Origin of the sequence: Pseudomonas alcaligenes (assembly GCF_014490745.1) — a bacterium.
GTDB classification, from domain to species: Bacteria; Pseudomonadota; Gammaproteobacteria; order Pseudomonadales; family Pseudomonadaceae; genus Aquipseudomonas; species Aquipseudomonas alcaligenes_C.
Genome location: NZ_LZEU01000001.1, coordinates 510,571 through 534,921 on the forward strand (window position 1 = coordinate 510,571; position 24,351 = coordinate 534,921).

Below are 24,351 nucleotides of genomic sequence, written 5' to 3' on the forward strand. Positions count from 1 at the left end.
AACAGACTCACTGGGCAGCCCCCAGCAAGATGCGCCCGGAGGAGCAGGGCACCTCGCCATTGCGGTAGGCGAAGTACAGCTTGCCGCGCTCGGCGTCGAAACGCAGGGTCAGCTGGATGCGGTCGCCGGGGCGTACCAGCTGCTGGAACTTGAGTACTTCCATGCCGCAGAAACGCGGCGGCAGCTCGGTGATCAGTTGGCGCGCCAGCTGCTGGGCCCAGTCGATCTGCACTACGCCAGGCAGTACCGGGGTCTGCGGGAAGTGGCCGGTGAAGTGGGCCAGATCCGGCGGCACGTCCAGTTCCAGCTGCCATTCGCCATCGACCAGCGCGGCCTGGCGCGGCTCGACGCGGGTCGGTCGCGGCGCGGCGACCAGTGCGTCGACAGTTGCCTGGGCCAGCTTGCCCTGGCTGCTGTAGGGCAGCTCCAGCAGCAGGCGCCAGCGGCGTGGCAGGGCGATGGCCTCGCAGTGGCCGGCCAGGTGCTTGCGCAGTGTCTCGGTGACGGTCTTGCGGCCCTGGTTGCGCAGGGCATGCAGGCCGGCCGGGCTCAGCGCCAGCAGGGCGCCGAGGAAGGCGCGGCCTTCCTGGATCACGCCGAGGCGGGCGTCGGCGACCCACTCATGTTGGCTCAGCGCCTGCTCCAGCATGGGCAGGGAGATGCGCTTTTCTTCCAGCTTGACGATGCGATCCAGGCGCCCGCGCAGGGCGAAGCGACCATCGGCCTGCAGTTCGGCGGCATCGGCACTCTGCTCGATATGCCCGGCCGGCAGGTAGGGCGAGGCGATGCGCAGGGCGCCTTGGTCATTCAGGCTCAGCTCCACGCCGGCAAACGGCGTCCACAGCTCGCCGCCCTGGCGCCAGGCAATGCCGCCAGTCTCGGAGCTGCCGTAGATCTCGGCGGGCTGCTGGCCGAGCTGGGCGCCCAGCTCGACGGATACCTCTGCCGGCAGCGCGCCGCCGGAGGAGAACACCCGGCGCACGGCGCCCAGGGCATTCCAGTCGAGGTTGTTGCCCATGCGTTTGAGCAGTGCCGGGCTGGCCACCCAGGCGAAGGCCGGTTGGCCCAGGCTCTCGCGCTGCAGGTCTTCGGGGAACGGCAGGGCGCGGCGCCAGAACGGCCGACCGGCGCACAGCGGCCAGAGCACGCGGAACAGCAGGCCATAGATATGCTGGGCGGCGACGCTGCCGAGAATGGTCGCGCCAGCCAGATCCTGGCCCCACAGCTGTTCCAGGGCCTCGACCTCGTTGGCCAGCTGGCGCAGGGACTTGTCGATCAGCTTGGGCTCGCCGCTGGAGCCGGAGGTGCACAGGGTCAGGCGGCAGCTGTCGAGATCGAGAGTGGCGGGGGCCAAAGCTTCGCCATCAAGACCGTCGAGGCTGTCCAGCCACAGATCGGCCTGCTCGCTGAGGCGCTGGCGGCTCTGCGCCTGGGCATCGGCCGGCAGCAGCACGGCAGCGCCGGCACGCCAGGCACCGAGCAGGGCGATGGCCAGCTCACCGGCATCTTCCAGGTACAGTGCCACGCGCTGCACACCGCGCGCCTGCAGGGCGCCGGCCAGGCGCAGGGCGCGCTGCTGCAGCTGGGCATGCTCGAGCGCCGGCTCCAGCGCCACGGCGCGGCCGGCCAGGGGTTGCAGCAGCTGCTCGGCGAGTCCCAGCCAGCTCATCCATGTCTCCTTACTTGCTGGCGGATCAACCACTCAGCGGCAAACAGCAGGCCCATCAGGGCGTAGGCGATCAGCCCGGTATACAGCGTCCACCAGCTCAGCGGCGCCCACAGGGTCAGGGCGCTGGCGATCAGCGCGTTGACCAGGAAGAACCCGGCCCACACCGCGGTGACCTTACGGGTGTAGCGCACCGCATGTTCCGGCAGCTCCGGCTCGCGCAGGCGCGCCAGGCGCTCCACCAGCGGCGGGCCGAATTTCAGCGACAGGCCGAACAGCGCCAGCAGCATCAGGTTGAGCAGCACCGGGTACCAGCGCAGCAGCGCCGGCTCGCCGGCCAGGCCGAGCAGCAGGCAGAAGGCCAGGGCGGCGCCGGCCATCCAGCGGCTGCCGGGCTTGTCGCGGTTGCTCAGCGCGCGCGCCAGCCACAGGCCGCCAAGCAGGGCGGCGAACAGGCGCGGCGACAGGTGCTCCATGCCGTAATACACGGCGAACGGGTAGAGCAGGCCGGCTACCACCAGCAGCAGGCCAAACAGGCGAGCCATTGCTTAGTCTTGGGCCGGGGCGTTGACGACCTGGAACACGGCTTCGACTACGTCGCCGACGGTGCGCACGGCCTTGAATTCCTCGGCGGCGATCTTCTTGCCGGTCTGGCGCTTGATGTGGTCGATCAGGTCGACGGCGTCGATGCTGTCGATTTCCAGATCCTGGTACAGGTTGGCTTCGAGGGTGACACGCTCGGCGTCCAGTTCGAACAGCTCGACCAGGGCGTCGCGCAGGGTGGCGAAAATCTCTTCACGGCTTTGCATTGCGACGTCCTCAGGCAGCCTGTTTCGCGGCAACGAACGCCGCCAGGCTGGCCACGTTGGCGAAGTGCTGGCGGGTGTCCTTGGCTTCGGCGTCGATCTTGATGCCAAAGCGTTTCTGGATGGCCAGACCCAGTTCGAGGGCGTCCACCGAGTCCAGGCCCAGGCCGTCGCCGAACAGGGCGAGGTCGGCGGCGATGTCTTCGGCGGCCATGTCTTCCAGGCCCAGGGCCTCGATGATCAGGTTCTTGATCTCAGTTTGCAGATCGCTCATCTGTTGCGAGCTCCTTCATGAAGTGGTGATGCAGGTGGTCATTGAGCTTGCGCGAGGCAATCGGCAACGGGGCCCGCTCGGTGAATTGTCGCGGGTCGATATCCTCCCCGACCCGCAGGCGAAAATGGAAACGGCGCGACGGAATGCTGTACCAGGGCTCGGCCTTGGTCAGGGTGGTGGGCGTCACGCTGATCACCACCGGGGTGACCACGCTGGCGCCGCGCACCGCAATGGCCGCGGCGCCGCGATGAAATTCGGGTGTCTGCCCCGGCGTAGTGCGGGTGCCCTCGGGGAATACGATCAGAGTCTGGCCCTGCTGCAGGGCGCCGGCGGCCTCGTCGAGCATGTCCAGGCTGCCGCTGTTGCTGATGTAGCCGGCGGCGCGGATCGGCCCGCGCATGCACGGGTTGTCCCACAGGCTCTGCTTGACCACGCAGTTGGCGTCGCGGATGAAGGCGATCAGCACCACCACGTCGATCAGCGAAGGATGGTTGGCGATCACCATCTGCCCCGGGCGGCCAAGGCGCTCGGCGCCTTCCACTTCGTAGGTCAGCACGCCGCTGCGGAACATGAACTGGACGAACCAGTAGAAGGTGCGGCTGACCACGGCGCGAGCGCGGGTACGGCGGGCCAGGGCGTCGCCCGGCAGCAGGGCGAGCAGCGGGAACACGACGATGCGCAGCAGTACGCCGCCGATGCCGAACAGCGAGAAGCTCAGCGCGGTGGCGATCAGGCGCCAGGCGTAGGGCGCGCTGCGTGGGCTCAGGCCCTGATGGGTGACCAGTTCCATTGCCGGTTGTTCCAGTGATGTTGCAGGGAGTCCGCTTGGCCACACAGGGCGCGAACCAGGTTGAGGGCGTGCGGCCAGACGGCACGCGGGCCGCTGCCCTGGCTCAACTCCAGTTGCCAGTCGTGGCCAGGTGTGAGCAGCAGGGCGACGGCATAGGGAAAGGGCACGTCGTCGATATAGGGGCCGTACAGCGCCGGCGGGGTTTCCTCGGCGATCACCAGCAGCACGGCCGGGGCGCCTTCGCCGAGCAGGGTACTGGCTTCCAGCAGGGCCTGCTCGAGGCCGTCGCCTTCGGCGGCCAGGGCGGTCATCTCGCTGGTGTCGCCGCGCTGGATCGACCACAGGCCGATAATCGCGTTGTGCACCGAGAGGCTGAACTGGGTGGGCGACAGCGGCTCGTCGTGGGCTAGGTCGGTGAGAATGGCCAGGGTGCGCGGGGTTTCGCCGTGGCGCGAGGCGAACACCAGCGGCAGCGGGCCGGTGGCATCGGCCAGCGGCCAGGCGACATGGAAGGCCATCCGTGCCAGGCGGCTCAGGCGGCGGCGTTGCAGGGCGGGGAGGAAGCCGACATCCGGCTGCTGCTGATCGTCGGCCAGGCGCAGCGGGGCCCGGCTCCAGTCGGCCCAGTCATCCCTGCTGTCCAGCCCAGGGGCCCAGGCGCGCCATTGATCGATCCTGAAATGCATCACGCGAAGCTCTGCTTGGCCCCTTCGGGCGTCCTTGTCTACTGCGGCTGACCCTCGTCGACAGGCGACGTGTGGCGGGCGCCATGGCGAGGTGCTGGCATTATCCAGACCGTGCGGGGGTGGCGCAAATATTGGCACGACCGTTCGGACAGGAGGGCGGCGGTCACGGGATGACCAAATGGCTCGCCCTTGTCATGCGCTTTGCATAGAATTCAACGCCGTTTTGGGCGCAGAATCCGTCCTGCAGCCGGCCGCTGTGCGCCTTGGGCGTGGCACCGGTGGCGCTCGGGACTCTCAGGGAGGTGTGGTATGCGGCGCGTAGTGTTCAACCAGAAAGGCGGTGTGGGTAAATCCAGCATCGCTTGCAACCTGGCGGCGGTGAGTGCGGCGGAGGGCTATCGCACCCTGCTGATCGACCTGGATACCCAGGCCAACTCGACTCATTACCTGACCGGCCTGACCGGCGACGATATCCCCCTGGGGATTGCCGAGTTCTTCAAGCAGACGCTGTCCAGCACGCCGTTCAAGAAGGGCAAGGTGGATATCTACGAGACCCCCTTCGACAACCTCCATGTGATCACCGCGACCGCAGAGCTGGCTGACCTGCAGCCCAAGCTGGAGCAGAAGCACAAGATCAACAAGCTGCGCAAACTGCTCGAAGACCTCTCCGAGGACTACGACCGGATCTACCTGGACACGCCGCCGGCGCTGAACTTCTATACCGTCTCGGCGCTGATTGCCGCCGACCGCGTGCTGATCCCCTTCGACTGCGACAGCTTCTCGCGCCAGGCGCTGTACGGCCTGCTGCGCGAGATCGAGGAGCTCAAGGAAGACCACAACGAGGAGCTGGAAGTCGAAGGCATCGTGGTCAACCAGTTCCAGCCGCGCGCCAGCCTGCCGCAGCAGCTGCTCGACGAGCTGCTCGAGGAAGGTCTGCCGGTGCTGCCGGTCAACCTGATGAGCTCGGTGAAGATGCGCGAATCGCACCAGGCCTGTGTGCCGCTGATCCACCTGGATCGCAGCCACAAGCTGACCCAGCAGTTCGTCGAGCTGCACAATCTGCTGGAAAGCTGAGTGCCCGCAGAGACAGAAAAGGCGCCCACGGGCGCCTTTTTCATTGCGTAGGGCGGGTGTAATCCGCGTGTCGGCCCGGTTGAGCCGACCCGGGTTCTAGCGCACCACGAAGATGTCGCAGGGTGCCTTGTGCAGGAAGTGCTGCGCCAGGCTGCCCAGCAGGGCCTGGGACAGCGCGCTGCGGCCGTGGCAGCCGAGTACCAGCAGCTGCGGCTGATTGACCGTGATGTATTCCTGCAGGCTGCGCTGGATGCCGCCCTGCCGAACCTCGTGGCTCAGGCTCGGGCTGCCGGTGGGCAGGCGCAGGGCCTCGTCGGCCATCAGCTGGTCGATCAGCGCGCGCTGGGTCAGCAGCTGCGCCTCGCTGGTGGCCTGGTTCTTGGCCGGCTCGAAGACGTGCAGGGCATGCACCTTGGCTTCGCCCGGCAGCAGCTGGCAGGCCTGGTTCAGCGCGGTGCAGGCGCACAGGGAGAAGTCGAGGGCGGAGACGGCGCTGAGATAGGGCGTGTTCTCGTCGCGGGCCACCAGCAGCAGCGGCACCGGGCAGCGCCGGGCGATGCGGTCGAGGGTGGTGCCGGAGAAGAACTCGTGGCGCTGGTGGTGGGCGCCCAGTACCAGCAGGTCGGCGCCGAGCTGCTGCACCTGTTCCAGCACCGCGTCGGCCGGTTTGCCCTGGCACAGCTTGAGCTGGCTGCCGGGTGGGGCGAACTGGGTCAGGCTGTTGTCCAGCATCTGCTCGATGCGTTCCTGGTCGGCCTGGCTGACGCGGCCGTCGATCACATGCAGCAGGGTGAGGCGGGCGTTGTGCTGGCGGGCCAGCTGGGTGGCGCGGCGCAAGGCGAGGTCGGCGGTGCTGCGCAGGTCGTGGGCAATAAGGATGTGACTGGTCATCGGGTATCCCCTCCGCGCGGCGCTCCCGCTGCGCTGTAAAACCTCTATTGGGTTCTTAATCTGACTCCCATTGATAGACCTGCTTTTGATCCACGGCAAGTCCCGTGCGTCAGTGTTTGCGCAATTGGTACAGGCCTCTGCTTTCTGCCACCACTTCGCCGCTGCCGTCGCGCAGCTGCAGCTCGAGTACATACTCGGCCTTGCCTTCGCGTTCGGCCTCGGTCTGGATGCGCTCGATCTCCTCGCTGGTCAGGCTGGCCTCAATAAGGATGTCGCTGCTGGCCGGGCGACGGAAGCGCAGGTTCATCTCCTTGATCACCGGGTAGAAGCGCTGGGCGTCGAAGCTGGTGAGGAACAGGGCGCCGCCGGGAATCTCGGCGAGGGTGAACAGGGCGCCGGCGTACATGCTGCCGATATGGTTCTGGTTGCCCTGCAGCGGCATGCGCAGGCACACGCGCCCGGGCTCGAGGACTTCGGCCTTGAGCCCGCTGCGTTTGACGAAGTCGATCTTCTCTTCGGTGAACAGGCGGGCCATTTCGACGGGCAGCGGCATGCTGGACTCCTTTTTCCAGGTGAGTCCCGAGCCTAGCTGTTTGCCCGCGCTGAACAATGACCGCAGCGCTCGCGGCCACTGACCGTTGTGCTCAGCACTTAGCCACGATCTTCTGAATTAGAGCCAGGCAAGGCGAAATTGGGCGAGGGTGCGGAGTTTACAAACCGTAAATGAGCAGCCCGAGCCCGATTTCAACGCAGGCTGGCCGACAGTCAGGAGAGCGTGTTCTTAGATGCCCTGGCTGCGCAGCCAGCTGAGCAATTGCGGCAGCGGCAGGGCGCCGCTCTGCCGGGCGACTTCGACGCCGCCTTTGAACAGCAGCAGGCTGGGGATCGAGCGGATGCCGAGCTGGGTCGACAGTTGTGGGTTGGCTTCGCTGTCCAGTTTGCCCAGGCGGCAGCGCCCCTGCAGTTGCCCGGCGGCCTGCTCGAAGGTCGGCGCAAAGCTGCGGCACGGCCCGCACCAGCTGGCCCAGACATCCACCAGCAGCGGCAGGTCGCCCTTGAGCTGGCTGGCGAAGCTGGCCTGGTTAAGCTCGAAGGGCTTGTCCGGCAGCACGGCGCTCTTGCAGCGCCCGCAGATCGGCGCATCGCCCAGACGTTCGGCGGGGATGCGGTTGAGGCCGTTGCAGTGGGGGCAGGGGATCAGCAGGGGTTGGGTCATGGCAGGGCTCCTGTATGCCACCAAGGTGGTGGCATACAGGCGGTAAAACAAGGGCGGGCTTTACTGCGCGGCGGCATCCAGCGCCTGGGCCAGGTCGGCGAGGATGTCGTCGCTGTGCTCGATGCCGATCGACAGGCGCACCATGTCGCGCGGCACGCCGGCCTTTTCCAGCTCCTCGTCGTTGAGCTGGCGGTGGGTGGTGGAGGCCGGGTGGCAGGCCAGCGACTTGGCATCGCCGATATTGACCAGGCGTACCACCAGCTTGAGTGCGTCGATAAAGCGCGCGCCGGCGGCCTGGCCACCGACTATGCCGAACGAGAGGATCGCCGCCGGCTTGCCGCCGGTGTAGCGCAGGGCCAGTTCGTGCTCGGGGTGGTCGGGCAGGCCGGCGTATTTCACCCAGGCCACCTGCGGGTGGTTCTGCAGGAAGTGCGCCACCTTGAGGGCGTTCTCGGTATGCCGCTCCATGCGCAGGGCCAGGGTCTCCAGGCCTTGCAGGATGAGGAAGGCGTTGAACGGCGACAGCGCCGCGCCGGTGTTGCGCAGCGGCACCACGCGGCAGCGGCCGATAAAGGCGGCGGGGCCGAAGGCCTCGGTGTAGGTCACGCCGTGGTAGGACGGATCCGGCGTGTTGAGCAGCGGGAAGCGCGCCTTGTTGGCGGCCCAGGGGAAGTTGCCGGAGTCGACCACGATGCCGCCGATGCTGGTGCCGTGGCCGCCGATGTACTTGGTCAGCGAGTGCACGACGATGTCGGCGCCATGCTCGAACGGCCGGCAGAGGATCGGTGTGGCCACCGTGTTGTCGACGATTAGCGGCACGCCATGGCGGTGGGCGGCGTCGGCCAGGGCCTGGAGGTCGACGATATTGCCGGCCGGGTTGCCGATGGATTCGCAGAACACTGCCTTGGTGCGCTCGTCGATCAGCGCTTCCAGGGCGGCGATATCGTCGTGGGCGGCGAAGCGGGTCTGAATGCCGAAGCGCGGCAGGGTGTGGGCCAGCAGGTTGTAGGTGCCGCCGTACAGCTTGGCCACCGAGACGATGTTGTCGCCGGCCTCGGCCACCGTCTGGATGGCGTAGGTGATGGCGGCCATCCCCGAGGCCACGGCCAGCGCGCCAACGCCGCCTTCCAGCGCCGCCACGCGCTCTTCGAGCACGGCGTTGGTCGGGTTCATGATGCGCGAGTAGATATTGCCGGCGACCTTCAGGTCGAACAGGTCGGCACCGTGCTGGGTGTCGTCGAAGGCAAAGGAGCTGGTCTGGTAGATCGGCACCGCCACCGCCTTGGTGCTCGGGTCGGGGCTGTAGCCGGCGTGGATGGCCAGGGTTTCCAGTTTCATGCAGGGCGTTCCTTCGGGCGATTGAAAGGTTCGCAGCATGTGAAAAACGCCAAGGCCCGGTCAATGCGCTGGAGCAATGAACCGGGCCTTTTGCCTAGAACGTTTTGGCAGGGGCTTATGCCCCTCGGATCAGGCCAGGGCCTTGTAGATGTTGAAGGCGCTGATCAGGGTGATCAGGCAGCCGACGATGGTCATCAGGGTGCGCGCCGGGATCTTCTTGCACAGGAAGGCGGCGAACGGTGCGGCGAACAGGCCGCCGAACACCAGGCCGGCCACCATCAGCCAGGTATCCAGCTCGCCGGCCAGGAGGATGAACGAGGCGGCGCTGGACAGGGTCAGGAAGAACTCGGCGAAGTTCACCGAGCCGATGGTGGTGCGCGGATCGCTACCGGAGCCGATCAGGCTGCTGGTGACCACCGGGCCCCAGCCACCGCCACCGGCGGCATCGACGAAACCGCCGAACAGGGCCAGCTTGGCCACGTGCTTGGGCGCCTTGCGCTGGGCCACATGGCGGTAGGCCTTGTACAGGATGTACAGGCCCATCAGCAGCAGATAGGCGGATATGAAGGGCTTCATCACCGCGCCGTCGAACTGGGTGATCAGTACCGCGCCCAGCACCGCGCCGATGATGCCCGGCAGCAGCAGGCGCAGGAACAGCGACTTGTTGACGTTGCCCAGCTTGACGTGGGAGATGCCCGACAGGCCGGTGGTGAACACTTCGGCGATGTGCACGCTGGCGCTGGCCGCGGCCGGCGAGGCGCCGGCGCTGAGCAGGAAGGTGGTGGCGGTGATGCCGTAGGCCATGCCCAGGGCGCCGTCGACCACCTGGGCGAGCAGGCCGACGGCCACTGCGCTCCAGAAGGTCGGGCTGTTCAGCGCGGCTTCGATGATATCCAGACCGCTTGCGCCGCCGTGGTCGCCGAAGAACAGGCGCCAGGCCAGGGTCGCGAGCAGGCTGACCAGGATCAGCACGGCCGCCCACATGGCCGCACGCAGTACCGGATGGTTGTCCGGATGGGCGACGTAGTCTTCTACAGGGGGCAGGCCCAGCGCTTCGTGCTCGGCATTGAGCGGGCTGGAACTGTAATCGAGATCGCGAATTTTCATGCAGTGAGGCGCCTGACAGCGGGTGGTAGAACAGGCTGGAATAAAGTAGCGGGCAAAGATAAGCGGCTTTGCTTAGAGAGTCTAAGAATGTTTGGGCAGGTTTATATTCTATTTTGTTTTTCTACGCCGCCTGCTGGCCACGGTTGCTCCCGCTCTCTGTGCCCCCTACGCTGGACGCCCTTTTCCAGGAGCTGCCTGCATGACCGCGAGCGACCGTCCCGGCAACGCCACCCTGTTGCTGCTGGCCAGCCTGTATTGCGCCCAGGGCCTGCCGTCCGGCCTGGTGGCCCATTCGCTGCCGGTGCTGTTGCGCCAGCACGGCGTCGACCTGGGCCTGATCGGCCTGTTCAAGCTGCTGGCCCTGCCTTGGTTGTTCAAGGTGCTGTGGGCGCCGTGGATCGACCGGATTGGCTCGGCGCGCCTGGGCCATCACCGCGGCTGGATCCTGCCGCTGCAGGCCACGGTGATCCTCTGTCTCGGCGGCCTGGCGCTGCTCGCCCCGCAGGCGCTGTTCGGCCAGGCGATCTGGTTGCTGCTGGGGCTGCTGCTGATCATCAACCTGGCCGCCGCCAGCCAGGACGTGGCCACCGATGGGCTGACCGTGCGCTTGCTGCCAGCGCGCTGGCGCGGCCTGGGCAACAGCCTGCAGGTGGGCGGCTACAAGGTCGGCATGCTGGCCAGTGGCAGCGGCCTGCTGCTGTTGATCGACCCGCTGGGCTGGAACCTGTCCATCGCCCTGCTGGCCTTGATTCTGGTGCTGCTGACCCTGCCGATCTGGCGCTTTCGCGAGAACCAGCAGCTGCCGCGCCACGAGGCCCTGGCCGAGCCGGCCGGCCCCGGCCTGCTATTGCGCCACTATCGTGGCCTGCTGGCACAGCCGGGCATGCTCGCCTGGCTGCTGGTGGTGCTGACCTTCAAGCTCGGCGATGCTCTGGGCTCGCCGATGATCAAGCCGATGTTGGTCGATCAGGGCTGGGACACCACGGCCCTGGGCCAGCTGACCCTGATCGGCAGCCTTGCCGGCATCGGCGGCGCGCTGCTTGGCGGCCTGCTGTATGCACGCCTGGGCGCCCTGCGCTCGCTGCTGGGCTTCGGCGCCCTGCAGGCGCTGGGCATCGCCGGTATGGCGCTGCTGGTGGGGCGTGGCGGCGACACCGGACTGGTCTATGCCCTGTGCCTGTTCGAACAGGTGGCCGACGGCATGTCCACGGTGGCCCTGTTCGCCGTGATGATGAGCCAGTGCCGCCCTGAGCACGAAGGCGCGGACTTCACCCTGCAGGCCAGTACCCAGCTGCTGCTGGCCGGCCTGGTCGGCGCCTGCAGCGGAGTGCTGGCCAAGCTGCTCGGCTATCCGGCGTTGTTCGTCGGCGCCGGGCTGCTGGCGGCGGCGATGCTGGCGCTGGTGCTGGGCTATTTCCTGCGGGCCAGGCCTGCGGCGGTCTGAGCACGGCGCCGGCCCCACGCGGATTGCACCCGCCCTACGAGGAGCAGCTGATTTCCAGGTGCTTGCCCCATTCCGGCGGGCGCTCGGTGTAGCGCTGCATCCCTGGCTGTTCTGTGAAGGGCCGACTGAGCACCGCGTGCAGCTCGCGCACCGGGCCGTAGTCGCCCTGCTGGGCGGCCTCGATGGCCTGCTGCGCCAGGTAGTTGCGCAGCACGTAGAGCGGATTGACCGCGTGCATGCGCGCCTGGCGCTCGGCCTGGCTGCCGCCCTCCTGGCTGACCCGCGCCAGGTAGTCGCTACCCCACTGATCGAAGCCGGCCAGGTCGACGAAGTCGTCGCGCACCACGCGCAGGGCCTCGGCCGGGGCCTGCTCGCCGAGGCGGCGGAAGAACAGCGAGTAATCCACCGCACCGCCCTGCATCAGCTGCAGCAGGCGCTCGACCAGCGCCTGGTCGCCGTCATCGGCGGTGGTCAGGCCCAGGCGTTTGCGCATCAGGTCGAGGTAGTGCGCCTGGTACAGCGGCAGGAACAGCTCCAGGCTCTCGCGCAGCTGCTCGACCTCGACCTGCGGCGTTAGCGCCTGGCCCAAGGCGGCCAGGTTCCAGTGGGCGATCGGCACCTGGTTGCTGAAGCTGTAGCGGCCCGTGTCGTCGGAGTGGTTGCAGATGTGCTTGGCGTCGAAGTCGTCGAGGAAGGCGTAGGGGCCGTAGTCGAAGGTGATGCCGAGGATCGACATGTTGTCGCTGTTCATCACCCCGTGGCAGAAGCCATAGGCCTGCCACTGGGCGATCAGCGCGGCGTTGCGCTCGACCACTTCGCGGAACATCGCCGCCCAGGGATTCGCCGCCGCCAGGCACTCGGGGAAATGGCAGGCCAGCACATGCTCGCCCAGCTCCCGCAGACGCTCGTGCTGGTTGCTGTAGTAGAAGTACTCGAAGTGGCCGTAGCGCACGTGGCTGGGCGCCAGGCGCAGGAGCATGGCGGCGCTTTCCTGCTTCTCGCGCCACACCGGGGTGCTCGAGCCGGTGACGCACAGCGCGCGGCTGGTGGGGATGCCGAGGGCATGCAGGTATTCGCTGGCGAGGAACTCGCGGATCGAGCTGCGCAACACCGCGCGGCCGTCGCCCATGCGCGACCAGGGCGTCTGCCCGGCACCCTTGAGATGCAGATCCCAGTACTCGCCGGCAGCGTTGACCACTTCGCCCAGCAGCAGGCCGCGGCCATCGCCCAGGCGCGGGTTGTAGCTGCCGAACTGGTGCCCGGAATAGACCATGGCGCGCGGCTCGGCATCGCTCCACAGCTTGTGCCCGGCGAAGATCTCGGCAAATACCTGGCTGTCGGCTTCGGCCGGGTCGAGGTCGAGCAGGGCCATGGCGCTGGGGCTGGCCACCACCAGGCGCGGCTCGGCGATGGGTTCGGGCAGCACGGCGGTGGAGAAGGCATCGCCCAGGCGGGCGTAGCGGTTGTCGAATTGCAGCTCGGAAAGCGACTTCACGGCCAGGCTCCGGCCGGGCGGCAGATGCCCGGCGTTGATAGGCGAATCGGGCCGGCAGCGCCGGCCCTGGCTGAACCACTCAGCGTGGGTTGATCGACGGTGGCGTGCCCGGCTTGGCCGGCGGCAGTTGCTGCTGCGCATCGGCGGCCGCGGTGGCGGCGACCATTTGCCCGGTGGTCAGGTTGAGCTCATCGCCATGCAGGTTCTTGATCATCACGTCGACCTGGTTGAAGGCCATTTCCACATTGTTCTCGCGGAAGCTCAAGGCGATGCGGGTGAGGATCTCGTCCGTCGAGGCGTTGCGGTCGCCCAGCTCGCGCACGTGGAAGCGCAGCTCGTAGTCGAAGGTGCTGGCGCTGATGCTGAGGAAGTACAGCACCGGCTCCGGGTCGCGCAGCACCCGGCTGTTCTCGTTGGCGGCCTGCAGCATCAGCTTGCGCGCCAGGGCCAGGTCGGTCTCGTAGGCCACGCCGATACGGATGATGACCCGGGTGACCGTGTCGTTGAGCGACCAGTTGATCAGTTGGTCGGTGACGAAGGTCTTGTTCGGGACAATGATTTCCTTGCGGTCGAAGTCGGTGATGGTGGTGGCGCGGATGCGGATGCGGCTGACCGTGCCGGACAGGTTGCCGATGGTCACCACGTCGCCGATACGCGCCGGGCGTTCGAACAGGATGATCAGGCCGGAAATGAAGTTGGCGAAGATCTCCTGCATGCCGAAGCCGATACCCACCGACAGCGCGGCGACCAGCCACTGCAGCTTGTCCCAGCTGACGCCGAGCACCGACAGGGTCATGACGAAGCCGATGCCGCTGATGGCATAGGACAGCAGGGTGGTGGTGGCGTAGGCCGTGCCCTGGGCCAGGGACAGCCGCGACAGCACCAGCACCTCGAGCAGGCCGGGCAGGTTGCTGGCCAGGGCCACGGTGATGGCGATGATCACCAGCCCGCCGAGCAGGTCGAGCAGGCTGAGCGGCACCATGGTCGCGGCGTCTCCGGCCCCGCTGCTGTATTGGTAGAGGGTGATGTTGTCCAGGTAGGTGAACACGCTGAGCAGATCGGCCCAGACCCAGTACAGGCAGATGATGAAGCCGCTGAGCAGGGCCAGGCGGATCAGGCGCAGGGACTGCTGGTTGACCTGGTCGATGTCCAGGGTCGGCTCCTCGACGGCCGGTTCGTTGCCTTCCGGGCCTTCCTTGGGCTGGCTCTGGCGCTTGGCCAGGGCACGGGCATAGGCCAGGCGCCGCGCGGCCACGGCCAGGCCGCGCTCGAAGGCGGCTTCCAGCACCAGCCAGAAAATCAGCAGGTAGAGGGTGTCGATCAGGCGGTCGGTGAGTTTCAGGGCGGTGTAGTAGTAACCGAAGCCCACGGCGATCATCAGGCCGACCGGCAGGGCGGTGAAGGCCAGGCCGATCAGCATGCGGAACGGCGAGGCATGCTCGCGCAACGGGCCGGACAGCAGCAGCTTGCTCAGCAGCCAGGTCATCAGGCCGAAGCAGGCCAGTACCACGAACACGCCGATCACGTCCTCGGCCAGGGCGGCCGGCTGGTGCTCGGCGACGGTGACCACGGCCACCAGGGCCATCACCACCAGGCCGAGGCGGCGTATCTGGGTGCTGAGAAAGGCCACTTGTGGGCGCGCCCAGCGGAAGTGCAGCTCACCCACGCCGGCAGGCGAGAGGATGCGGTAGAGGGTGTAGAACACCAGCCAGGTCTGCGCCATTTCCAGCAGGGCACTGCCCAGGGTGGCGTTCTGGCCACGGGCGTCGATCAGCAGGGCCACGCCGCACAGGGTCAGGAACAGGGTCACCGGCAGGGCCAGCAGCACGTTGATCAACAGCGCCAGCGGGGTGTGCAGCTGACTGTCGAGCTTATAGTGGCCGATGTCCTGGTGCAGGGCGCCGAGCTTGGTGTACAGCCAGCTGCGCCGCCACAACAGGGCGCCGATCAGCAGAGCCAGGGGGATGAACAGCCAGGGGCGGTCGACCAGGCCTGCGCCCAGCTCATGCACGGCCGAGCCCCAGGGCACGGCATCCAGCTGGGCCTTGAGGAAGGTCGGGGTCTGGCGCAGCCAGCCGAGATCCAGCGGCTTGTTGCTGGGAATCCAGAACATCTGTTCTTCGAGGGTGGCGCGCAGGGCGGAGGCCGTGCCCTGCAGCTGCTTCTGATTGAGCTGCAGGGTGATCGACTCGTTGAGCGCGGCGCTCATTTCGCGGTTGAGGCGCTCGAGCAGTTCCTTGCGGGTATCGACCAGGCTGGCCAGATCCTTGCGCAGGGTGTCGCTGATCTGCTCGGGCGGCAGCTTGGCGAGGATCTGCTCGATGTATTGCTCGGGGTTCTTCAGCTGGTCGCGCTGCTGGTTGATCTCGAACTGGTACAGGCGGATATCGGCGATGGCGTCGGCCAGGTTGGAGTCCAGGCTGATCTTCGGCAGGGCCTGCTTCTGCTGGTAGAGAATCTTGGCCAGCAGCATGCTGCCCTGCAGCACCTCGATCTGCTCGCTGAGCGCCTGGCTGCTCTGGTTGACGCTGTCGAGCTGCTGCTTGGTCTCGAGGTTCTTGCGGGTCAGCGAGTTGAGCCGCTCGGTGGTGCGCAGCAGGTAGTCGGAGAGGGTCAGGTTGGCCTGGTTCTCCTTGGCCAGCAGGCTGTCCGGGTCGGCCTTCTCCGCCTCGCGGGAGAGTTCGGCGACGGTCTGCTCGGACTGTGCGCGGCGCTTCTCGTTGATCAGGTTCTGCAGTTGCAGGTTTTCCTGCTCCATGCGGCGGATGCGCTCGCTGAGCAGATCATGGCGGCTGTTGCCGAGATCCTGCAGCAGGCTGTTGGCGGCCAGCTCCTGGCGGCGCAGCTCGCTTTGCGCCTGCAGGGCGGCCAGTTCGGCATTCAGCAGGTCGCGCTGCTCGGCGCTGAGCGGCTTGCCGGAATCCTTGCCGGCCTTGAGCAGCGCGTTGATCTGCATGACACGGGTCTGGTTGCTGCTGATCTCGGCCTGGGCGCGCTCGGGGCGGGTCTGCGAGGTGATGATCAGGCTGTTGGCGTCGGCCAGTTGCTGCTGCCAGGTGCTGAGCTGACCGTTGTGCTCGCTGAGCAGGGTTTCCAGCTGTTCCTCGCTGGACTTGGCGTAGCGCTCGGCGGTGTTCGCCGGCTGGCTGGCGTTGAGCCGTTCGAGGTCGCGCTGGGCTTCGCTGATCAGGCGTGGCGCGTCACGCAGCTGGCGCTTGAGCTCGACCAGGCGCTGCTGGCTGTCGTCGCGCTGGGCGAGGAAGTCGAGGGTCTGCTCGAGCTTCAGCTTCAGGGCGTTTTGCTCGGCTTCCGGTAGCTTGCGGTCGGCCAGGCCGTCGAGGCTGGTCTGGACGCTCTTGGCATCCGGGGCTTCGGCGGCCTGCAGCGGCGCGATGGAAAGGCTCAGGCCAAGGAGGGCGGCAGTCAGGAGTGGGCGCAGGAAAGACATGGTCGCGTTCGGCGGCTCGTGGAAATAGTGCGGCTAATGATATGCCAGAGGCACGCCCCATGGGGTGACGTGTCCCTGGCTTCGCAAAGCGAGGTTGGATCGGCGGATGTGACAGTAGTGCCGTGGACTAGAGGAACAGGCCCGGCTTGGCCTGCCCTTCGGGGAATTTGACGCCGACCTTGCGGATCTTGTTCCCGTCCATCACTGCCACCGTCCAGGTCAGGCCGTTCCATTCCACCTGGTCGCCGACGATCGGCTGGCCGCCGATTTGATGAGCGATGAAGCGGCCCAGGTGCAGCTGGCCCTCGGCGCCTTCCAGCTTGAGACCGTAGAGCGCGGCCACGGCGCTGAGCTGGGCGTCGCCTTCGAGCACGAAGTCGCCGAAGAAGCGCAGGTCGAGGCCGCGCTGCGGAGCCTGGCTGAACAGCTTGCCGAGGCTCGGCAGGTCGTGCTCGTGGCCGATCACGCAGAGAATGTCGGCGGCTTCCAGGCGGGTACTGCCGGACGGGTGCAGCAGTTCGGTGCCGCGGAACAGCGCGGCGACGCGGGTACCCTCGGGCATCTTCAGCTCGCGCAGCGGCGCGCCGATGCACCATTTCTCCGCACCCAGGCGGTAGATGAACAGCTCCCACTCGCTGGTCGGGTGCACTTCCAGGCCGGCGCGTGAGATCGGCGCCGGCTCCGGCGGTACGGTGACGCGCAGCAGCTTGGCTGCCCAGGGCAGGCTGGCGCCCTGCAGCAGCAGGGAGACCAGGACGATGAAGAAGGCCAGGTTGAAGTACAGCTGGGCATGTTCCAGGCCGGCCATCATCGGGAACACGGCGAGAATGATCGGCACCGCGCCGCGCAGGCCGACCCAGGCGATGAAGGCCTTCTCGCGGTCGTGGAAGGCGCGGAACGGCATCAGGCCGAGCATCACCGACAGCGGCCGGGCGAACAGGATCATCCACAGCGCCAGGCCGAGGGCCGGCAGGGCGATGGGCAGCAAGTCGTGCGGGGTCACCAGCAGGCCGAGCACCAGGAACATGCCGATCTGCGCCAGCCAGGCCATGCCGTCGAGCATGTGCAGGATGCTGTGGCGCGAGCGGATCGGCCGGTTGCCCAGCACCAGGCCGCACAGGTACACGGCGAGGATTCCGCTGCCGTGCAGGGCGTTGGTCAGGGCGAACACCAGCAGGCCGCCGCTGACCACCAGCAGGGGATACAGACCATTGGGCAGGCTGACCCGGTTGATCAGCTGCAGCAGCACCCAGCCGCCGCCGAGGCCGAGCAGGGCGCCGATACCGAATTCGCTGAGCAGGTGGCCGAGGAAGGCGATGCTGATGTCGCTCTGGCCCTTGGCGAGCATGTCGATCAGGGTCACGGTGAGGAACACGGCCATCGGGTCGTTGCTGCCCGATTCGATTTCCAGGGTCGCCGTGACCCGTTCGTTGAGGCCCTTGCCGCCGAGCAGGGAGAACACCGCGGCGGCGTCGGTGGAGCCGACGATGGCGCCGATCAGCAGGCCCTGCAGGATGTTCAGGTTGAACAGCCAGGCGGCGGCCATGCCGGTCAGCCCGGTGGTGATCAGCACGCCCAGGGTGGCCAGCGATAGCGCCGGCCACAGGGCCACGCGGAAGCTCGATACCCGTGTGCGCAAACCGCCGTCGAGGAGGATGATGGCCAGCGCCAGGTTGCCCACCAGGTAGGCCAGCGGGTAGTTGCTGAAGCCGATGCCGCCGGGGCCGTCGATACCGGCGACCATGCCCACGGCGAGGATGATCACCAGGATCGGGATGCCCAGGCGCGAGGACACCGAGCTCACCAGGATGCTCGCGCCCACCAGCAATGCGCCGATCAGGAACAGGCTATTGATGGTGCTGGCGTCCAAGGGCGTACTCCGGGCGGAAGGCGAGGGGTGACGCTCTAGGTTCTGTTCACGGGCGGCGCTGGCCGCACTGCTGCGTCAACAGATCCTAAGCAGAGATCATGCCGGATAATAACCTGCCGCTTCGCCATCCTGTCAAAAGGAAACGGCCTCTGAATGGGCGCTGTTCTTCTCGCAAATCAGCGGCTTAGCTGCGTGGCCAGAGTTGCGCCAGCGGTCAGATGGGTTTCCTCCGGGCAAAAAAAGCCCCGCATGTGCGCGGGGCGGAAAAAGCTGAAGCGTCGAATCAGAACCAGGCGTCCTGCATGCCCAGGCAGGTGTCGTCACGGGCTTCGAGGATGGCCAGGTCGTGGTGGCAGCTCGGCACTTCCCAGGTCAGGAAGTAGCGCGCGGCCTGCAGCTTGCCCTGGTAGAAGTCGGCATCGGCGGCATTGCCACGGGCCAGGCCTTCGGCGGCGCGGATTGCCTGCTCCAGCCAGCGCCAGCCGATCACCGCGTGGCCGAATACCTTGAGGTACAGCGCCGAGTTGGCCAGGCCCTGGTTGACCTTGCCGGCCATCAGGTCGCCGAGCAGGGCCAGGGTCACGGTGCCGAGGCGGTTGACCAGCTGTTCCAGCGGCTGGCGCAGGGCGTTCAGCGACTCGTGCTGGCTGGCGCGCTGGCAGGTGCCCTGGATCAGGGCCATCAGCTGCTTGAGTGCGGCGCCGCCGTTCATCGACACCTTGCGCCCGAGCAGGTCGAGCGACTGGATGCCGTGGGTGCCTTCGTGGATCGGGTTGAGGCGGTTGTCGCGGTAGTACTGCTCCACCGGGTATTCGCGGGTGTAGCCGTGGCCGCCGAGTACCTGGATGGCCAGTTCGTTGGCCTTGAGGCAGAACTCCGACGGCCAGGATTTGACGATCGGGGTGAGCAGGTCGAGCAGCTCCAGGGCCTTCTTGCGCTCGTCCTCGCTCGGCAGGCTGTGGGTATCGTCGAACAGCCGCGCGGCGTACAGGCCGAGGTCGAAGGCGCCTTCGACATAGGCCTTCTGGGTCAGCAGCATGCGCCGCACGTCAGCGTGCTCGACGATGGAGATCTGCGGGCTGGTCGGATCCTTGCCGTCGGCGTGGCGGCCCTGCGGGCGGTTGCGCGCATAGTCCAGCGAGTACAGGTAGCCGGCGTAGCCGAGCATGATGGCGCCCATGCCGACGCCGATGCGCGCCTCGTTCATCATCTGGAACATGTAGCTCAGGCCATGATGTGGCTTGCCTACCAGATAACCGACGCAGTCGCCGTTATCGCCGAAGTTCAGTGCGGTGGAGGTGGTGCCGCGCCAGCCCATCTTGTGGAACAGGCCGGCCAGGGTCACGTCGTTGCGCTTGCCCAGCGAGCCGTCGTCATTGACCAGGAACTTGGGAACGATGAACAGGCTGATGCCCTTCACCCCGGGTGGCGCGTCCGGCAGCTTGGCCAGCACCATGTGCACGATGTTCTCCGAGATCGGCTGGTCACCGCCGGAGATGAAGATCTTGTTGCCCTTGATCCGGTAGCTGCCATCGGCATGCGGCTCGGCCTTGGTGCGGATGTCCGACAGCGAGGAGCCGGCATGCGGCTCGGTCAGGCCCATGGTGCCGAAGAAGCGACCGTCGATGATCGGCTGCAGGAAGCGCTGCTGCTGTTCGGCACTGCCGAAGGACTCGATCAGGTTGGCCACGCCCATGGTCAGCATCGAGTAGGAGCTGGTGGCGCAGTTGGCCGACTGGAAGTGGGCGAAGCAGGCCTGCGACAGCAGGTGCGGCAGCTGCATGCCGCCGGCCTCGAAGTCGCGGGTAGCGTTGAGGAAGCCGGCTTCGTGGAAGGCGCGCAGGGCCGGTTCGACTTCCGGGATCAGCACGGCGGCGCCGTCCACGTACTGCGGTTCGTGCTCGTCGTTCTTGCGGTTGTGCGGGGCGAACAGCTCCTCGGCGATGCCACGGGCGGTGGCGATGGCGGCGTCGAAGGTCTCGCGATTATGGTCGGCGAAGCGCTCGCGCTGGGTCAGGGCTTCGGCGTCCAGCACTTCGTAGAGCTCGAAGGCCAGGTTGCGGGAGCTGAGCAGGGACTCGGACATGGACATGCCTCCTTTGAGATGGCCGGAGTCTAGTTCGGTGAATAAAGGCTGCCTAGCAACATCCATAAGCGTGATAAAGCCGCCAAACCTGCACGTTTCTGCCGCGCCGTCGCCTGTGCCCGACCTACGGCTGGCCGCCTGGTTCGGGCTACAATTCGCGCCTCGCGAGGAATCATCACCATGAACTACCGTCACGCCTTCCATGCCGGCAACCATGCCGACGTGCTCAAGCACATCACCCTGAGCCGCATCATCGCCCTGCTGTCGCGCAAGGAAGCGCCGTTCGTCTGCATCGATAGCCATGCCGGGGTCGGCCTCTACGACCTCAAGGGAGACGAGGCCAGCCGCACCGGTGAATGGCTGGAAGGCATCGCCCGCCTGTGGGATGCCGCCGATCTGCCGGAGGCGACTGCCGACTACTTCGGCGTGCTGCACGCCCTCAACCCGGACGATGAGCTGCGCTACTACCCCGGCTCGCCGGAGCTGGCGCGCCAGCTGACGCGCATGCAGGATCGCGTGCTGCTCAACGAGAAGCACCCGCAAGACGGCCAGCTGCTGAAAGACAACATGAAGGGCGACCGCCGCGTGGCCGTGCACCTGGGCGAGGGCTGGCACGTGCCGCGCGCCCTGCTGCCGGTGGCGGAGAAGCGCGCCCTGCTGCTGATCGACCCGCCGTTCGAGAAGGCCGACGAGCTGCAGCGCTGCGTCACCGCGCTGGACGAGGCCATCGGCCGCATGCGTCAGACCGTGGTGGCCATCTGGTACCCGATCAAGGACGAGCGCCAGCTCAAGCGCTTCTACCAGGATCTGGGCAAATCCAGTGCACCCAAGCTGCTGCGCGTCGAGCTGTTCGTGCATGCCGCCGACGACGCCAACCGCCTGGCCGGCTCCGGCCTGGTCATCGCCAACCCGCCATGGGGCCTGGAAGACGAGCTCAAGCAGCTGCTGCCGTGGCTGGCCGACAAGCTGGCGCAGAGCCAGGGCAGCTTCCGTCTGGACTGGCTGATCGCCGAGTAAGGCGCAGGCCTCAGCTGCCGGCCGGCTCGGCTCGATCGCTGCTGGCCTGCTGCTGCAGCCGCCCGGCCAGTTCGGCCAGGTGCCGTTGCTGTTCGTCCAGCTGCCCCAGTACGGCGTCCGTCTGGTTCGCCGGCGGGCTGAACTGGGCGGCCTGTCGGGCCAGCTCCTGCAGTAGCCCGCACAGCTGCCCGGCACTCGTCTGGGCGGCGGCCTGTTGCTCGGCGAGAGTTTCCAGCTGGGCGCCGATCTGCCGGCTGGCCTCATCCATACCCTGTTGATCGAGTCGGGCCAGCTGCCCGGCCTGCGCCGCCGTGCGCTGCAGGGCCTCGAGCATGCCGGCGACCGTGCTGCGGATGGCCTGGGAGAAGTCGGTGGAGCGGCTGGACAGGGCGCGCACCTCGTCGGCGACCACGGCGAAGCCACGCCCGCTGTCACCGGCCCGCGCCGCTTCGATGGCGGCATTCAGGGCCAGCAGATTGGTCTGCTTGGCGATGGCGTCCATGTCGTCGGTGGCGCGCAGGATGGTTTCGCCCTGCTGGGTGATGGCCAGCATCTGCCCGGCCAGTTCGCCGGCCTGGTCGCGGGTCTGCTGCAGGTCGGCGGCCAGGCCGGCAAGGGCCTGGCTGCTGTCCGTCGTGCTGGCGGCGGCGGGAGGCAGGAGCTGCTGGGCGCTGTGGCCGTACTCTGCAATCTGCTCGTGCAGGGCCTGCCACTGCTGGCCCTGGGCGCTGGCCTGCGCGTCCAGCTGCTGGCGCAGGCGGGCGAGCAGGGCCAGGTGCTGCTCATTGTGGGTGGCGAGTTCGGCGGCCAGTGCCGCGATCCAGGGTGCCGGCTCGGCTACCACGGCGCGTGGCTGCATCAGCGCCCGCCAGTGGGTGGCAGTGGCCAGCGCCGGCAGCACGCCGAGGCTCAGGCTGGCGCCGGCGAACAGGCAGATCCACAACGGCATGCCCAGCCAGGCGGCGGCGCCGGCCAGCAGCCAGGGGGCGATCTGCAGGGCCAGGGCGGCAGCGCTGAAGGCTTTCGGCGGAATCTCGTGGAGGTCGGAAAAGCGCGGGTTGTGCATGGCTGGCCGGGTCTACTGCTTAGGGGCGAACGGGCACGGTTCGCAGAGTTTAGGTCGCTTTGCGTAGGGCGGGTGTAACCCGCGAGTTGCGGTCACGCGGGTTGCACCCGCCCTACGGTGACGGCTTATTTTCCGCGTTGACGCGGGTCGACGTAATAGCTCAGCTGTTCGCGCGGGTTGAGGTAGTCCAGGGCTTCGGCCGGCAGCTGCGAGCGGCGCAGGCTGCGGGCGATGGCCAGCTGCGGCTCCTGTTCGAGGTTGACGATCAGCGCCTCGCTTTTCGGGATCTTCGGTTCGTAGAGGATCAATGTCGGCTTCAGCGGCAGGCTCGGGTGCATGCCCAGCACCAGGGCATAGCGCTCGTCCTCCAGCTGCACCAGGCTGCCTGGCGGGTAGACGCCCATGCTGCGGATAAAGGCCTTCAGCGCCACCTCGTCGAAGCGCTCGCGGTGCTGTTTGAACATCAGCGCCAGGGCTTCGTGGGGGCTCAGTGCCTCGCGCGGGTTGAGCGGGTTGCACAGGTTGTCGAAGTGGTTGGCGATGCTCACCACCCGGCTCAGGCGGCCGATGGCCGCTTCGTGCAGGCCGCGCGGGTAGCCGCTGCCGTCGCAGTGTTCGTGGTGCTCGTGGATGATCCGCAGCACTTCGTCGTCGAGCATCAGCTGCTGGCCGCGGCGCAGGCCGAACTCGGTGTGCAGCTGGAACAGCTGCTGCTCGGGGCGGCTTAGCGGCTCGGCCTTGAGCAGTACCTTGCTCGGCACTTCCAGCTTGCCGATGTCGTGCAGCAGCGCGCCGAGGCCCAGGCTGTGGCAGGCCTCGCTGTCATAGCCGAGCTGGCGACCGAGCATCACTGCCAGCACGGTGACGTTCAGCGGGTGTACGTAGGCGTCGTCGGCGGCCTTGCCGTTGATGCTGTGCAGGGCCGCGCCGTCCTCGCCGAGTAGCGCTGCCACCAGCTCGCGCACCACCTCGCCGGCCAGCTTGAGGGCGTCTTCCGGCTGGTTGCGCAGGGTCTGATTGAGGGTTTTGACCCGCTGGCTGGCCTGCACGAAGGTGCGGTCGACCTCGGCCAGGCGTTTGCGCAGGGCGCCGAGCTTGGCGGCGCGGGCCTGACGGGCGACTTCCGCGGGATCGGGCTTGGCCACTTCGACAGGCGCCGGGGCCTCGTCGGCAGCCAGCTCCAGCGGTGCGCAGTCGCTGCGCGCCGGGTCATAGCGCAGGCGTTGCAGGCCGAGCTTGCGCAGGGCCTGGAGCTGGGTTTCGTCCTTGATCTTGAAGCTGCTGAAGGTGAAATCATGCTCCCACCAGCCCAGGTCGAGCTGGATATACAGGCCGATGCACAGTTGCTCGGGGACGATGTAGACGGCGGGGGCGGCAGGCATGCTGGTATCGAGGACTGCTGGCTATTTGCTGGCAGTCTAGCGTTTTGCGCCGGGCCTGGCAGCCATCAGCCGCGCGCCAGTTCCTGTTCGACCTCGGCGGCCCAGGCCAGCCACGACTGCTCGCCAAGAATGCCGCGGCGCAGGGTCAGGTAGGGCAGGCGCAGGGCCGTGCGTTGCTCGGCGGGCAGGGCGTGGTAGTCGCGCTCGATACTGAGCAGGCTGTCCAGGGTCTTGCGGTGTACGGCCACGTGGCGAGCCATCTCCTCGCGCAGGTTGTCCGGCGAGGTGTGCGCGCCGGCGTAGAGTTTCACCAGCAGGGCATCGTTGATCCGGTTCGGCTGCACCGGCTCGGCCAGCCAGCGCTGCAGCTCGGCATGGCCGGCCGGGGTGAGGCGGTGGATCTTCTTGTCCGGGCGGGTGTCCTGGGCCTGTTCCTCATACTCCAGCCAGCCGGCGGCGTTGAGCTTCTTCAGCTCCTGGTAGACCTGCTGGTGCTTGGCGTTCCAGAAATAGCCGAGACCATCCTTGAACCGCTTGAGCAGGTCGTAGCCGCTGCCGGGCTGGCTTTCCAGAAGGATTAGGATGGCGTGTTTGAGCGACATGGGCGGGGTTCACAGGCCGAGGGGCGATGCGCCGCAGTATACGGATTATGCAAAAAGTTGCATGGTCTGCAGCTGCTATCTACTATGCAAAAA

At 67.2% G+C, this 24,351-nt stretch carries 21 protein-coding genes; 3 read left to right on the forward strand and 18 right to left on the reverse strand.

Annotated elements, in window-relative coordinates; all coding sequences use genetic code 11:
- Positions 1–7 precede the first annotated feature (7 nt).
- From A9179_RS02325 to A9179_RS02350, 6 genes are read right to left on the reverse strand one after another with little or no spacing between them, the layout of a single operon-like run.
- Positions 8–1,669 carry an acyl-CoA synthetase family protein gene (locus A9179_RS02325; RefSeq protein ID WP_187804254.1) on the reverse strand — a complete coding sequence of 554 codons (1,662 nt, stop codon included), beginning with the start codon at positions 1,667–1,669 and terminating at the stop codon, positions 8–10.
- On the reverse strand, positions 1,666–2,211 hold the full coding sequence (locus A9179_RS02330) for a COG4648 family protein (RefSeq protein ID WP_187804255.1): 546 nt from the start codon (positions 2,209–2,211) through the stop codon (positions 1,666–1,668). Before A9179_RS02330 ends, A9179_RS02325 begins: the two co-directional genes overlap by 4 nt.
- A gap of 3 nt (positions 2,212–2,214) precedes the next feature.
- Positions 2,215–2,475 (reverse strand): acyl carrier protein, encoded by a 261-nt coding sequence (locus tag A9179_RS02335; protein ID WP_187804256.1) that lies wholly within the window; start codon positions 2,473–2,475, stop codon positions 2,215–2,217.
- A 10-nt stretch (positions 2,476–2,485) separates the two neighbouring features.
- Positions 2,486–2,746, reverse strand: coding sequence for a phosphopantetheine-binding protein (locus A9179_RS02340; protein ID WP_187804257.1), 261 nt, complete (start codon positions 2,744–2,746; stop codon positions 2,486–2,488).
- The gene (locus A9179_RS02345; protein ID WP_187804258.1) at positions 2,727–3,536 is read right to left on the reverse strand and encodes a lysophospholipid acyltransferase family protein; all 810 of its coding nucleotides are present in this window, start codon (positions 3,534–3,536) and stop codon (positions 2,727–2,729) included. The genes A9179_RS02340 and A9179_RS02345 overlap by 20 nt, the downstream gene beginning before the upstream one ends.
- Positions 3,509–4,222 (reverse strand): beta-ketoacyl synthase chain length factor, encoded by a 714-nt coding sequence (locus A9179_RS02350; protein WP_187804259.1) that lies wholly within the window; start codon positions 4,220–4,222, stop codon positions 3,509–3,511. The genes A9179_RS02345 and A9179_RS02350 overlap by 28 nt, the downstream gene beginning before the upstream one ends.
- A 309-nt stretch (positions 4,223–4,531) precedes the next feature.
- Between A9179_RS02350 and A9179_RS02355 the strand changes: the two genes are divergently transcribed.
- The gene (locus A9179_RS02355; protein ID WP_187804260.1) at positions 4,532–5,296 is read left to right on the forward strand and encodes a ParA family protein; all 765 of its coding nucleotides are present in this window, start codon (positions 4,532–4,534) and stop codon (positions 5,294–5,296) included.
- Positions 5,297–5,392: 96 nt separating this feature from the next.
- On the opposite strand, the gene A9179_RS02360 is transcribed toward A9179_RS02355, so the two are convergent.
- From A9179_RS02360 to A9179_RS02380, 5 genes are all read right to left on the reverse strand, one after another.
- Entirely contained in the window at positions 5,393–6,187 is a 795-nt protein-coding gene (locus A9179_RS02360) for a universal stress protein (RefSeq protein ID WP_187804261.1), read from the reverse strand.
- A 109-nt stretch (positions 6,188–6,296) separates the two neighbouring features.
- Entirely contained in the window at positions 6,297–6,740 is a 444-nt protein-coding gene (locus A9179_RS02365) for a PaaI family thioesterase (protein ID WP_187804262.1), read from the reverse strand.
- A 228-nt stretch (positions 6,741–6,968) separates the two neighbouring features.
- Entirely contained in the window at positions 6,969–7,403 is a 435-nt protein-coding gene (gene trxC / locus A9179_RS02370) for a thioredoxin TrxC (RefSeq protein ID WP_187804263.1), read from the reverse strand.
- A gap of 60 nt (positions 7,404–7,463) precedes the next feature.
- Positions 7,464–8,741, reverse strand: coding sequence for a bifunctional O-acetylhomoserine aminocarboxypropyltransferase/cysteine synthase (locus A9179_RS02375; protein WP_187804264.1), 1,278 nt, complete (start codon positions 8,739–8,741; stop codon positions 7,464–7,466).
- Between the two features lie 129 nt (positions 8,742–8,870).
- Positions 8,871–9,848 carry a sulfite exporter TauE/SafE family protein gene (locus A9179_RS02380; RefSeq protein ID WP_187804265.1) on the reverse strand — a complete coding sequence of 326 codons (978 nt, stop codon included), beginning with the start codon at positions 9,846–9,848 and terminating at the stop codon, positions 8,871–8,873.
- 199 nt (positions 9,849–10,047) lie between these two features.
- Here A9179_RS02380 and A9179_RS02385 point away from each other — a divergent pair, with 199 nt between their 5' ends.
- Positions 10,048–11,292 (forward strand): MFS transporter, encoded by a 1,245-nt coding sequence (locus A9179_RS02385; RefSeq protein ID WP_187804266.1) that lies wholly within the window; start codon positions 10,048–10,050, stop codon positions 11,290–11,292.
- Between the two features lie 34 nt (positions 11,293–11,326).
- On the opposite strand, the gene selO is transcribed toward A9179_RS02385, so the two are convergent.
- The 4 genes from selO to A9179_RS02405 form a co-directional block, all read right to left on the reverse strand.
- A complete protein-coding gene (gene selO / locus A9179_RS02390) occupies positions 11,327–12,787 on the reverse strand; it encodes a protein adenylyltransferase SelO (RefSeq protein ID WP_187804267.1) in 1,461 nt (486 codons plus the stop codon).
- A 79-nt stretch (positions 12,788–12,866) separates the two neighbouring features.
- On the reverse strand, positions 12,867–16,235 hold the full coding sequence (gene mscK, locus A9179_RS02395; protein WP_187804268.1) for a mechanosensitive channel MscK: 3,369 nt from the start codon (positions 16,233–16,235) through the stop codon (positions 12,867–12,869).
- A 127-nt stretch (positions 16,236–16,362) separates the two neighbouring features.
- Positions 16,363–18,105 (reverse strand): potassium/proton antiporter, encoded by a 1,743-nt coding sequence (locus tag A9179_RS02400; protein WP_187804269.1) that lies wholly within the window; start codon positions 18,103–18,105, stop codon positions 16,363–16,365.
- A 283-nt stretch (positions 18,106–18,388) separates the two neighbouring features.
- Complete coding sequence (locus tag A9179_RS02405; RefSeq protein ID WP_187804270.1) at positions 18,389–20,191, reverse strand: acyl-CoA dehydrogenase; 1,803 nt, start codon at positions 20,189–20,191, stop codon at positions 18,389–18,391.
- Positions 20,192–20,371: 180 nt separating this feature from the next.
- Between A9179_RS02405 and A9179_RS02410 the strand changes: the two genes are divergently transcribed.
- A complete protein-coding gene (locus tag A9179_RS02410) occupies positions 20,372–21,208 on the forward strand; it encodes a 23S rRNA (adenine(2030)-N(6))-methyltransferase RlmJ (RefSeq protein WP_187804271.1) in 837 nt (278 codons plus the stop codon).
- Between the two features lie 10 nt (positions 21,209–21,218).
- Here the strand turns inward: A9179_RS02410 and A9179_RS02415 are convergent, their stop codons facing one another.
- The 3 genes from A9179_RS02415 to A9179_RS02425 form a co-directional block, all read right to left on the reverse strand.
- The gene (locus tag A9179_RS02415; protein WP_262410509.1) at positions 21,219–22,274 is read right to left on the reverse strand and encodes a methyl-accepting chemotaxis protein; all 1,056 of its coding nucleotides are present in this window, start codon (positions 22,272–22,274) and stop codon (positions 21,219–21,221) included.
- A 125-nt stretch (positions 22,275–22,399) separates the two neighbouring features.
- Positions 22,400–23,656: an HD-GYP domain-containing protein gene (locus A9179_RS02420; RefSeq protein WP_187804272.1), complete on the reverse strand. Its 1,257-nt coding sequence runs from the start codon at positions 23,654–23,656 to the stop codon at positions 22,400–22,402.
- Positions 23,657–23,721: 65 nt separating this feature from the next.
- Entirely contained in the window at positions 23,722–24,258 is a 537-nt protein-coding gene (locus A9179_RS02425) for a PadR family transcriptional regulator (protein ID WP_187804273.1), read from the reverse strand.
- Positions 24,259–24,351: the final 93 nt, after the last annotated feature.